This is a genomic window from Streptomyces sp. NPDC025638 (genome assembly GCF_055558775.1).
Window position 1 is genome coordinate 14,845 of record NZ_JBVHLX010000040.1, and the last position, 13,537, is coordinate 28,381.

Consider the following 13,537-nt stretch of genomic DNA (forward strand, 5'->3'; position numbering starts at 1 on the left):
GTGGGTGGGTGGAGTGCACTATGGTCGAGTCCGAGCTCAACGGATCAGGGAATCGGGCCGGTTCGGCTTCGGCGGATTCGGCCGATGGCATAGCTGTCATCGGCCTGGCGTGCCGACTGCCGGGGGCCGCCGACCCGGCCGCCTTCTGGCGGCTGCTCAGCGAGGCCGCAAACGCGATCACCGACATCCCCCCGGACCGGTGGGACGGGGCCGCGGGGGGTGACGCCGACCCGTCCGCACCCGGCAGGACCGACATTCGCCGGGGCGGATTCCTCGACCGCATCGGCGACTTCGACGCCGGGTTCTTCGGGCTCTCCCCCAAGGAGGCCGCCGCCATGGACCCGCAGCAGCGCCTCGTGCTGGAGTTGGCCTGGGAAGCGCTGGAGGACGCGCACGTGCGCGCCGCGACGCTGCGCTCCACCCGCACCGGAGTGTTCGTCGGCGCTATCTGGGACGACTACGCGACCCTGCACCACCGCTCCGGACTCACGGCCATCTCCCCGCATACCGTCACCGGCTTGCACCGCAGCATCATCGCCAATCGGGTCTCGTACTTCCTCGGTCTGAACGGCCCGAGCCTGACCGTGGACTCCGGCCAGTCCTCTTCCCTGGTCTCGGTCCACCTGGCCTGCGAGAGCCTCCGCAAGGGCGAATCGACGATCGCCATCGCGGGCGGCGTGAACCTCAACATCGTCCCCGAGAGCACCCTGGGCGCCGCCAAGTTCGGCGGCCTGTCTCCCGACGGCCGCTGCTATACCTTCGACGCCCGCGCGAACGGCTACGTCCGCGGCGAGGGCGGAGGCCTCGTCGTCCTCAAACCTCTCGCCCGGGCCGTCGCGGACGGCGACCCTGTCTATTGCGTGATCCGCGGCAGTGCGGTCAACAACGACGGTGGCGGCGACGGGCTGACCGTACCCCTGCAGTCCGGGCAGGAACAGGTGCTCCGACTCGCCTACGAACGGGCCGGCATCGACCCCGCCCACGTCGGCTACGTGGAGTTGCACGGCACCGGTACCAAGGTCGGCGACCCGATCGAGGCAGCCGCGCTCGGCGCAGTGCTCGGCACGGCACGCGAGCCCGGCCGCCCTCTGCAGGTCGGCTCGGCCAAGACCAACGTCGGCCACCTGGAGGGCGCCGCCGGCATCACCGGCCTGCTGAAGGCGGTCCTGTCGCTCAACCACCGTGAACTGCCCGCCAGCCTCAACTTCGAGACGCCGAACCCGGCGATCCCGCTGGACCGGCTGAACCTGCGGGTGCAGACCGAGCACAGCGAATGGGCCGCCGAGGACGGCCGCCCGCTGCTCGCCGGCGTCAGCTCGTTCGGCATGGGCGGCACCAACTGCCACATCGTGCTGGCGGAACACCAGGCGACGGTGGCGGCGGGCGCGGCTGCGAAGGCGGGTACGGGCGCGGCTCCGACCTTTTGGCCGCTGTCCGCCAAGACCGCATCCGGGCTGCGCGCCCAGGCCGCCGCCCTGCTCGCACACGCCGAAGCGCACCCCGGTCTCGCCCTGCCCGACGTCGGTTGGTCGCTGGCCACCGGCCGCACCGTCTTCGAACATCGGGCCGTCGTCGTGGGCGAGGACCGCGACGACTTGCTGCGCGCCCTGCGCGAGCTGTCCACCGGCGGCATCGACGCCGCGCTGACCACGGGCCGCACGGGCCCGCGCGGCGAGCTCGCCTTCCTCTTCTCGGGCCAGGGCAGCCAGCGAGTCGGCATGGGCCGCGAACTGGCCGAGGCCTTCCCGGCGTTCGCCACCGCGCTGGACGAGGTGTGCGCACACCTCGACTCCTTGCTGCCGCGGCCGCTGCGCGCAGTCATGTTCGCGCCTGAAGGCACCGAAGAAGCGGCCGAACTCGACCGGACCCTCTACACGCAGACCTCGCTGTTCGCCATCGAGGTCGCCCTGTTCCGGCTCATGGAGAGCTGGGGCATCACCCCCGGCGTGCTGATGGGCCACTCCATCGGCGAACTCGCCGCCGCGCACGTGGCCGGCGTCCTCTCGCTCGCCGACGCCTGCGCCCTCGTGGCCGCGCGCGGCCGCCTGATGCAGGCGCTGCCCGCCGGGGGCGCCATGATCGCCGTCCAGGCAGCAGAGGACGAGGTCTGCGCCCGCATCGGCGACCGCACGGACCGCGTGAGCATCGCCGCGCTGAACGCCGCGGACTCCGTCGTCGTTTCCGGCGACGAGGACCTCGCCACCGAGATCGCCGACGCCTTCGCCGCCCTGGGCCGCAAGATCAGCCGGCTGCGGGTCAGCCACGCCTTCCACTCCCCGCACATGGAGCCCATGCTGGCAGAGTTCCGCGACGTGGCCGAGGGCCTGACCTTCCACGCCCCGCGCATCCCGATCGTGTCCAACGTGACGGGCCGACTGTCCGAGGAGCCCTCGGGGTACGAAGGGTGCACGGCCGCGTACTGGGTCCGCCACGTGCGCGACGCGGTCCGCTTCGCCGACGGCGTCGCCCGCCTCGACGAGCGGGGCGTGCGCACGTACCTGGAGCTCGGCCCCGGCGGCGTGCTCACCTCCATGGTCAGCGCCGACGCTGACAGCGGGTCCCTGCTCGTCCCCGTCCTGCGCGCCCGTCGCCCCGAGGCGCAGGCCCTGCTGGCGGCGGTCGCCTCGCTGCACGTCCACGGCGTGGAGCCGGACTGGGACGCTCTGTTCGGCGGCGGGCGAGGCGCTCGCCGCAAGGTCGCGCTCCCCACCTACGCGTTCGAACGGCAGCGGTACTGGCTGGACGGCGACACCACGTCGTCCGTCGCCACCACCGGCTGGGCTCCTGCGGTTCCCCAGCCGGACGCCATCGCCGAGACTGACAGCGCGCCTGTCGGAGTCCTGGGCCGGCGGCTGGCCGGGCTGCCCCAGTCCGAACGCGACGAGGCCGTGCTCGACCTGGTCTGCGCACACATCGCCGCAGTCCTGGGCCACGCCGAAGCCCGCCAGGTCGAGACCGAGTGGACGTTCAAGGACCTCGGCTTCGACTCGCTCAGCTCGGTGGAACTGCGCAACCAGCTCGGCGAGGCCACCGGCCTGCGCCTGCCCAGCGGGCTGCTGTTCGACCACCCGACCCCTGCCGCGCTCGCCCGCCATCTCGCCGCCCAGTCCCTGGGCGGCGAGGACGCGACGGCCGCCGCGCCCGCGACACTGACCGACCCCGACGAGCCCATCGCCATCGTCAGCATGAGCTGCCGCTTCCCCGGCGGCGTCCAATCGCCGGAGGACCTGTGGCGGCTGCTCGCCTCAGGTGGCGACGCCATCTCCGGATTCCCGACGGACCGCGGCTGGCACGTCGAAGCGCTCTACGACCCGGAGCCCGGCACGCCCGGCAAGTCCTCGACGCGGCACGGCGGCTTCCTGCACGAGGCGGCCGAGTTCGACGCCGGCTTCTTCGGCATCAGCCCCCGCGAGGCCGCCGCGATCGACCCGCAGCAGCGGCTGGTCCTGGAGACCGCGTGGGAGGCCTTCGAGCGGGCCGGCATCGACCCGGCCACGCTGCGCGGGAGCCGGGCGGGCGTGTTCATCGGCGCGACGGCACAGGACTACGGCCCCCGGCTGCACGAGCCGGTCGACGGCATCGAGGGCTACCTGCTGACCGGCACGACGACCAGTGTCGCCTCGGGCCGCGTGGCCTACTCGTTCGGCCTCGAAGGCCCCGCGGTCACGGTGGACACGGCCTGCTCGTCGTCCCTCGTGGCCCTGCACCTGGCCGTCCAGTCGCTGCGGAGCGGCGAGTGCACGATGGCCCTGGCCGGCGGCGTCACCGTGATGTCCACGCCCGGCATGTTCGTGGAGTTCAGCCGCCAGCGCGGCCTGTCGGCGGACGGCCGGTGCAAGGCGTTCGCGGCCGGTGCCGACGGTACGGGCTGGGCCGAAGGTGTCGGCATGCTCCTGGTGGAGCGGCTCAGCGACGCCCGGCGCAACGGCCACCAGGTGCTGGCCGTCGTGCGGGGCAGCGCGGTCAACCAGGACGGCGCGTCGAACGGACTCACGGCGCCCAACGGCCCCTCCCAGCAGCGCGTCATCCGCCAGGCCCTGGCGGCCGCCGGACTCGCGCCCGCGGACGTCGACGCCGTGGAGGCGCACGGTACGGGCACGCGGCTCGGCGACCCGATCGAGGCGGAAGCCCTCATCGCCGCCTACGGCCAGGGACGGGACGGCGACCGGCCGTTGTGGCTGGGTTCGCTGAAGTCGAACATCGGTCACACGCAGGCCGCGGCTGGCGTGGCCGGTGTGATCAAGATGGTCATGGCGATGCGGCACGGTGTGCTGCCGCAGACCCTGCACGCCGACGAGCCGACGCCGCACGTGGACTGGTCGGCAAGCGGCGTACGACTGCTGACCGAGGCGGTGGAGTGGCCCGCGGCCGACCTGCCGCGCCGGGCAGCGGTGTCCTCATTCGGCATCAGCGGCACCAATGCGCACGTGATCGTCGAGCAGGCGCCCGGCGTGGCGGAGGAGTCCCCGGCTTCGGCCTCGGGTGCGGTCGTGCCGTGGGTGCTGTCGGCGAAGAGCGATGCGGCGCTGCGGGAGCAGGCGGGCCGGTTGCTGTCCTTCCTGGACGCTGTGGGCGTCGGGGGTGCTGGGGTTCGGCCGGAGGATGTGGCGTTCTCGCTGGCGACGTCGCGTGCGGTGATGGAGCGTCGTGCGGCGGTGGTGGGGGAGGAGCTTGGGGAGTTCCGCCGGGGGCTGGAGGCGATTGTTTCCGGTGCTGCTCCGGTGGGCGGAGCCGTCGGGGGCAAGGTTGGGTTCTTGTTCTCGGGTCAGGGTTCGCAGCGGATCGGCATGGGGCGCGAGCTGTACGCGGCGTACCCGGTGTTCGCCGCGGCCTACGACGAGGTGTGTGCGCGTTTGGACGCCCCGGTCGACGTCGATGCGGAGACGCTTCATCAGACGGGTTCGACGCAGCCGGCGTTGTTCGCGGTCGAGGTGGCGCTGTTCCGGTTACTGGAGTCGTGGGGTGTCCGGCCGGATTTGGTGGCGGGTCACTCGGTGGGTGAGATTGCGGCTGCTCATGTGGCCGGGGTGCTGTCGCTCGAGGACGCGGCGAAGCTGGTGTCCGTCCGTGCCGCGCTGATGCAGGCGCTGCCTGCGGGCGGCGCGATGGTGGCGGTGCAGGCGACCGAGGACGAGGTGCTGCCGCATCTCACCGAAGGCGTCGGCATCGCGGCGATCAACGGTCCCCGGTCCGTCGTCGTCTCCGGTGCCGAGGACGTGGTCACGGCGATTGCCGAGGTGTTTGCCGGTCAGGGTCGTAAGACGTCCCGTCTGAAGGTCAGTCACGCTTTCCATTCGCCGTTGATGGATCCGATGCTGGAGGAATTCGCGGAGATCGTCCACGGTTTGACGTTCAGTGAGCCGCGGATTCCTGTGGTCTCGAACCTCACCGGTCGCTTGGCTGAGTCGTACACGCCCGAGTACTGGGTCCGGCACGTCCGTGAGACGGTCCGTTTCGCCGATGGCGTGCGGACCATGCACGGCCTGGGTGTGACCACGTTTGTGGAGATCGGCCCGGGCGGCGTCCTCAGCGCCCTCGCCCAAGGCTGCTTCGATGACGGCACAGACATCGTCACCGTTCCCGCCCTGCGCGCCGACCGCCCCGAGCCGTACGCCCTCGTCACCGCCGTCGGGCAGCTGCACACCCATGGCGTGTCCCCGGACTGGCAGACGCTCTTCCCGGGCGCCCGCCGCGTCGACCTGCCGACCTACGCCTTCCAGCGCGAGCGCTACTGGCTCGACGCGGCTCAGGCGGCGACCATTGGCGCCCCGGAGGCGATGGACGCCGAGTTCTGGGACTCCGTCGAGAGCGAGGACCAGGCATCTCTCGGTGCGCTCCTGGGACTGGAGCCCGCCGAACTGGACGTGGTCGCACCCAAGCTGTCCGCCTGGCGCCGGCAGCGGCGCGAGCAGTCCACCGCCGACGGCTGGCGCTACCGGATCACCTGGCAGCCGCTCGGTGACATGGTCGGGGCCGCTCCGTCGGGGACCTGGCTCTACGTGGTCTCCAAGGAGACCGCGTGGACCGAGGCGATCCGCGCCGGGCTCACGGAACTCGGCGTCGCGCTCGTACCGTTCGCCGTGGGCGAGGACACCGACCGCGACGCGCTCGCCCGGGCCTTCGCCGACGCCGGGCACGAGCAGGCCGACGGCATCCTGTTCGCCGCAGCACCGGGCGAAGCGGGGACGGACGCCCTCCAGCGGCTCGTCCTGCTCGTCCAGGCCCTCGGCGACGCCGGGATCGAGGCCCCGCTGTGGTGCCTGACCAGCGGCGCGGTGTCGACCGGCCCGGCGGACCTGCTGACCGACCCCGTCTCCGCCCAGCTCTGGGGCCTGGGCAGGATCGTCGCCCTGGAACAGCCGCAGCGCTGGGGCGGGCTCGTCGACCTGCCCGCCGAGCTCGGCTCCCGCGCGCTGGAGCGACTGGCTGGCCTGCTGGCCCAGGCCGACGAGGACCAGCTCGCCGTACGCGCCTCCGGCGTGTCCGGCCGCCGCCTCGTGCGCGCGCCGCAGAGCGCGGCACCGGCGGACGCACCCTGGTCGCCGCGCGGCACCGTGCTCGTGACCGGTGGTACGGGTGCGCTGGGCGGGCACGTGGCCCGCTGGCTCGCCGGTGCCGGTGCCGAGCACCTGGTGCTCACCAGCCGCCGGGGCCCCGACGCCCCGGGCGCCGCCGAACTCAAGGCGGAGCTGGAGGAGCTGGGCGCTCAGGTCACCGTCGCCGCGTGCGATGCGGCCGACCGCGACGCGCTCGCCGAGTTGTTCGGCCGGCACACCATGAACGCCGTGGTGCACACCGCAGGCGTACTCGACGACGGCCTGGTCGAATCGCTCACGCCCGAGCGCCTCAACCACGTGCTGCGCCCCAAAGTGGACGCAGCGCTCCACCTGCACGAGCTCACCCGTGACCGCCAGGACCTCGACGCCTTCGTGCTCTTCTCCTCGATGACCGGTGTCTGGGGCAACGGCGGCCAGGGCGCCTACGGTGCCGCGAACGCCTTCCTCGACGCCCTCGCCGAGCAGCGCCGGGCGCAGGGCCTGCCCGCGCTGGCCGTCGCGTGGGGATCCTGGGCGGACGGAGGCATGGCCGACGGCGCCGCCGGTGACCACCTGCGGCGGCGCGGCGTGCGGGCGATCGCGGCCCTTCCCGCGATCTCCGTGCTGCACGGTGCGCTGACCCACGGCGAGACCTCCGTGACCGTCGCGGACGTGGACTGGGACCGCTTCGTCCCGGCCTTCGCCGGCACGCGCCCCTGCCCGCTGCTGCACGGCGTGCCCGAAGCCCGCAAGGCCCTCGAAGCACGCGCCCAGGCCGCGCAGAGCGCCCAAGTGCCCGCGTCCGCGCCGGTCCAGCGCCTCCTCGGCGCCACGCCGGGAGAACAGGGCCGTATCCTGCTGGACCTGGTCCGCGAGCAGGCCGCCACGGTGCTCGGCCACACGGGCAAGGGTGCCTTCGAAGCCGACCGTACGTTCCGCGAGACCGGCTTCGACTCGCTCACCGCCGTCGAACTGCGCAACCGGCTCAACACGGCCACCGGCCTCAAGCTGCCCACCACCCTGATCTTCGACCACCCGACCCCCACCGCCCTCGCCCGTCACCTGGGCGAGGAACTCCTCGGCCGGCACGGCCTGGAGGCGGACGCCGCGCAGGCGACGGCCGCCGCCGCGGCCGACGAACCCCTCGCCATCGTCAGCATGAGCTGCCGCTTCCCCGGCGGCGTCCAATCGCCGGAGGACCTGTGGGACCTGCTGAGCTCCGGCCGGGACGCGATGTCCGGCTTCCCCACCGACCGCGGCTGGGACATCGACGCGCTCTACGACCCCGACCCCGACCGGCCCGGCAAGACGTATTCGCGCGAGGGCGGCTTCATCCAGGGCGCCGACCGCTTCGACGCCGGACTCTTCGGGATCTCGCCGCGCGAGGCGCTGGCCATGGACCCTCAGCAGCGCCTGCTGCTGGAGACCGCGTGGGAGGCCTTCGAGCGCGCCGGCATCGCCCCCGCGTCCGTCCGCGCCAGCCGCACCGGTGTCTTCATCGGCACCAACGGCCAGGACTACGCCAACGGACTGCGCAACGCGCCCGAGGAGATCGAGGGGTACGCACTCACCGGCAAGGCAGCCTCGGTCGTCTCCGGACGCATCTCCTACACGTTCGGCCTCGAGGGCCCCGCGGTCACGGTGGACACGGCGTGCTCGTCGTCGCTCGTGGCCCTCCACCTCGCCGCGCAGGCACTGCGGAGCGACGAGTGCTCGATGGCCCTGGTCGGGGGCGTCACCGTCATGACCACGCCGGACCTGTTCGTGGAGTTCAGCCGGCAGCGCGGGCTGTCGCCCGACGGCCGGTGCAAGGCGTTCGCGGCCGGTGCCGACGGCACGGGCTGGGGCGAAGGCGTCGGCCTGCTGCTGGTGGAGCGGCTCAGTGACGCCGAGCGCAACGGCCACCGCGTGCTGGCTGTTGTGCGGGGCAGTGCGGTGAACCAGGACGGTGCGTCCAACGGTCTGACCGCGCCCAACGGCCCCGCGCAGCAGCGGGTGATCCGGCAGGCGCTGGCGTCCGCCGGGCTCACGCCGGCCGACGTGGACGCCGTCGAGGCGCACGGTACGGGGACGAAGCTGGGCGACCCGATCGAGGCGCAGGCGCTGCTCGCCACGTACGGCCAGGAGCGGCCCGAAGGACAGCCGTTGTGGCTGGGCTCGCTGAAGTCCAACATCGGTCACACGCAGGCCGCCGCGGGCGTCGCCGGTGTGATCAAGATGGTGCTGGCGATGCAGCACAGCGTGCTGCCGCAGACGCTTCATGTGGACGAGCCGACCGCGCACGTCGACTGGTCGGCGGGCGCCGTGCGGCTGTTGACCGAGCCGGTGCAATGGCCCGGGACCGCCAGGTCCCGTCGGGCCGCGGTGTCGTCCTTCGGTATCGGCGGCACCAACGCGCACACGATCATTGAGGAGGCGCCCGCCGCGGCCGTGGTCGAGCCGGCCCAGGAACACCGCCCGGTGCCCGTGCCGTGGGTGCTGTCAGCAAAGAGTGAAGTGGCGCTGCGGGCCCAGGCGGAGCGATTGCTGGCCTTCGCGGCCGACGATGTGTCGCCCGTCGACGCCGGATTCTCGTCGGCCACGACGCGGTCGGTGCTGGAGCACCGGGCCGCGGTGATCGGCGCCGACACGGCCGAGCTGCGGGCGGGTCTGGAGGCCCTCGCGGCAGGCGAACCGGCGCCGAACGTCGTCGCCGGGCGCGCTCACTCGGCGGACAAGGTTGGGTTCTTGTTCTCGGGGCAGGGGTCGCAGCGGCTGGGGATGGGGCGTGAGCTGTATGCGTCCTATCCGGTGTTCGCGGCGGCGTATGACGAGGTGTGTGCGCATCTCGATGTCACGGTCGATGTTGACTCGGAGGAGTTGAACCAGACGGGTTGCACGCAGCCGGCGTTGTTCGCCTTGGAGGTGGCGCTGTTCCGGCTGCTGGAGTCGTGGGGTGTCCGGCCGGATTTGGTGGCGGGTCACTCGGTGGGTGAGATTGCGGCTGCGCATGTGGCGGGTGTGTTGTCGCTTGAGGATGCGGCGAAGCTGGTGTCGGCGCGTGCCGCGCTGATGCAGGCGCTGCCTGCGGGTGGCGCCATGGTCGCGGTCCAGGCCACCGAGGACGAGGTGCTGCCGCACCTGACCGACGAGGTCGGCATCGCGGCGATCAACGGCCCGCGGTCCGTCGTCGTCTCCGGAGCCGAGCATGCCGTGCTGGACATTGCCGAGGTCTTCACCCAACAGGGCCGCAAAATGTCCCGGTTGAAGGTCAGTCACGCGTTCCATTCACCGCTGATGGATCCGATGCTGGAGGAGTTCGCGCAGGTAGTCAGCGGTCTGACCTTCAGTGAGCCGCGGATCCCGGTGGTCTCGAACCTCACCGGTCGCCTGGCCGAGGCGTACACCCCCGAGTACTGGGTCCGGCACGTCCGCGAGGCGGTCCGATTCGCCGACGGCCTGCACACCTTGCACGAACTGGGCGTGACCACGTTCGTGGAGATCGGTCCTGGGGGTGTCCTCAGCGGCCTGGCGCAGGGCTGTGTGGACGACATCGTCACCATCCCCGTACTCCGGGCCGACCGGCCCGAACCTCAGGCGCTCACCACCGCGTACGCCCAACTGCACGTCAGCGGCGCCGAAGTGGACTGGCGCGCCTTCTTCCCGGACGCCCGGCGCGTCGACCTGCCCACCTACGCCTTCCAGGGCGAGCGCTACTGGCTCGACGCTCCCGCCTCCGCCGGTGACATGCGCGCGGTGGGGCAGGGCGAGGCCGGTCACCCGCTCCTCGGCGCCGCCGTGCCGCTGGCCGACGGCGACGGACACCTGCTCACCGGGCGGCTCTCGACGCACACGCACCCGTGGCTGGTGGACCACGCCGTCAGTGGGGTCGCGCTCCTGCCGGGAACCGCGTTCGTCGAGCTGGCGGTCACCGCTGCCGACGCCGTGGGCTGCGACCTGCTGGAAGAGCTGACGCTGGAGACACCGCTGCTCGTGCCCGAGCGCGGCGGCGTCGCCCTGCAGGTGCGCGTCGGCGCCGACGACGGCTCGGGCCGCAGGCCGCTGACCGTGCACTCGCGGACCGACGACGGTGACGCGTACGCCCACGAGGACGACTCCGGGCGGGCATGGGTCCGGCACGCCTCCGGCTCGCTGACCTTCGCCACAGGAGGACCCGTGGACGGCTCGCTCGCCGCGTGGCCGCCCGCGGACGCGGAGCCGGTCGACGTCGACGGGTTCTACGACCGCCTCGCCGGCATGGCGCTCGACTACGGCCCCGGCTTCCAGGGGCTGCGCGCCGCGTGGCGGAGCGGGGACGACTTCTTCGCCGAGGTGGAGTTGCCCGGCGCGGAGCGGACGGACACGGGCGCGTACGGCCTGCACCCCGCGCTGTTCGACGCCGCCCTGCACACCGTCTGGCTGGGCGCGGTCGAGCCCGAGGCCGGGACGGGGAACGGGCTGCTGCCGTTCGCCTGGAGCGGCGTGCGCCTGGCAGCTGTCGGAGCCTCGGGCCTGCGGGTGAAGGTCTCGCGCGTCGGCACCGGCACCACCACGGTGTCGCTGGTGCTGGCCGACGGCACCGGTCAGCCGGTCGCGCAGGTCGACTCGCTGACGCTGCGCCCGGTGCCCGCCGAGCAGTTGCGCGCCGGTTCCGGCAGCGACGACGCGGTCTTCGGCCTGGAGTGGGCGCCGGTCAGTCTGCCGTCCGCGCCGGCCGGCCTGCGGATCGAGACGTACGAGGATCTCGCCGCTCTTCGGGCCGCTGACTCGCCGGCGGACACCGAAGCCGATGCCGGAGCCGTCGCCGATGCCGTGGTCGTGCCCTGCCCGAGCGGGGACGGCGCGGACGTGGCCACCCGGGTCCGTGAGGTCACCCATGCCGTGCTGGAGCTGGTGCAGTGGTGGCTGGCCGAGGAACGCCCGGGGCGCCTGGTGCTGGTGACGTGTAAGGGCGACCTCGCCCAGTCGGCGGTCCGCGGACTGGTGCGCTCGGCGCAGACCGAGAACCCCGACCGCATCGTGCTGGTCGAGACCTCCAGCGGTGCCAATGCCGACGTCGGCAGCGGTGTTGACGACGCCGGTCTTGCCCGGGTGCTGCCTGGCCTGATCGCGTCGGGTGAGCCGCAGGCCGCGGTGCACGCGGACGACGAGGTCCGGGTGCCGAGGCTGGTCCGCGTCGCCGTGCCGGACGCGGAGCCGGAGCTTCCCGGCCTCGGCTCCGGCACCGTCCTGCTGACCGGCGCGTCGGGCGGGCTGGGCGGGCTGTTCGCCCGGCACCTGGTCGCCGAGCACGGCGTCCGCAGTCTGCTGCTCGTCAGCCGCCGCGGCGAGGACGCGCCCGGCGCGGCCGAGCTCGCCGCCGAGCTGGCCGCACAGGGCGCCGACGTCACCTGGGCCGCGTGCGATGTGGCAGACCGCGACGCCGTCCGCGCACTCCTGGCCGGGCCCGGGCAGAGCCTGTCCGCGATCATTCACACCGCCGGCGTCCTGGACGACGGAATCATCGGCTCGCTGACCCCTGAGCGGCTGGACACCGTGTTCCGCCCGAAGGTGGACGCGGCGCTGAACCTGCACGACCTGGCGGGTGAGCTGTCCGTCGACCTGTCCGCGTTCGTGCTCTTCTCCTCGGTGGCGGGCACCCTCGGCACGCCGGGCCAGGGGAACTACGCCGCTGCCAACACCTTCCTCGACGCCCTCGCCGAGCACCGCCGTGCCGCGGGCCTGCGGGCCACGTCGCTGGCCTGGGGCCTGTGGGCGCAGGACAGCGAGAGCGCCATGACCGGCAGCCTCGGCCGCACCGATCTCACGCGCATCAAGCGCATGGGCCTCGCCGCGATCCCGTCGGCGGACGGCCTGCGGCTGTTCGACGCGGCACTGGCCACCGATCGGGCAGCAGTCGCCCCGATCCGGTTCGACACGTCCGCCTTCCGCGACGGACAGGGGCAGCCCGTGCCGCCGGTCCTGCGCGGACTGGTGCGGGTCGCGCCGGTGCGGCGCGCGGCGCAGACCGCGCCGAAGGGATCGCTGGGTCAGCGGCTTGCCGGGCTGTCGGAGGCCGAGCGCGAGGACGTGGTGCTGGACCTGGTGCGCACCGAGGTCGCCGCCGTGCTCGGGCACGCCGCCGCACAGTCGGTCGGCGCGGACGACTCGTTCAAGGACATCGGGTTCGACTCGCTGACCGCCGTCGAACTGCGCAACCGGCTCAACTCGGCCGTCGGCATGCGCCTGCCCGCCACCTTGGTCTTCGACTACCCGAACCCGCTTACCCTCGCCCGCTTCCTCACCGCCGAAGCCGCAGGCTCCGGCGAGGCGGCGGCAGCCGTGCCGGCGACCCTCTCGATGGCCACCGGAACGGCGGACGAGCCCATCGCGATCGTGGGCATGGCTTGCCGCTACCCCGGCGGCGTGCAGTCGCCCGAAGACCTGTGGCAGCTGGTGTTCTCCGGCCGCGACGCCGTGTCGGGCTTCCCCGAGGACCGCGGCTGGGACGTGGAGAAGCTCTACGACCCGAACCCCGACCAATGGGGCACCAGCTACACCCGAGAGGGCGGCTTCCTCCACGACGCGGCGAACTTCGACGCCGAGTTCTTCGGGATCTCGCCGCGTGAGGCGCTGGCGATGGACCCGCAGCAGCGGTTGCTGCTGGAGACGTCGTGGGAGGCGTTCGAGCGGGCCGGGATCGACCCGGCGATGGTGCGGGGCAGCAGGACCGGTGTCTTTGCCGGCGTGATGTACCACGACTACGGCGGGCGCGTGCACACTTCGCCGGCAGGTCTGGAGGGCTACCTCGTCAACGGCAGCGCGGGCAGTGTCGCTTCGGGGCGCGTTTCGTACACCTTTGGGCTTGAAGGCCCGGCGGTCACGGTCGACACGGCGTGCTCGTCCTCGCTGGTGGCGCTGCACCTCGCGGTCCAGGCGCTGCGGAGCGGCGAGTGCTCGATGGCGCTGGTCGGCGGCGTCACCGTCATGGCGACTCCCTCGACGTTCGTGGAGTTCAGCCGTCAGCGCGGCCTGTCGGCGGA

General features: G+C 72.8%; 1 protein-coding gene. It reads left to right on the forward strand.

Features of this window, described 5'->3' with window-relative positions; translation table 11 throughout:
* Positions 1-20: 20 nt before the first annotated feature.
* Positions 21-13,537, forward strand: a 13,517-nt coding sequence (locus ACZ4EG_RS45345; RefSeq protein ID WP_467794877.1) for a type I polyketide synthase, incomplete at its 3' end; no start/stop codon positions are given.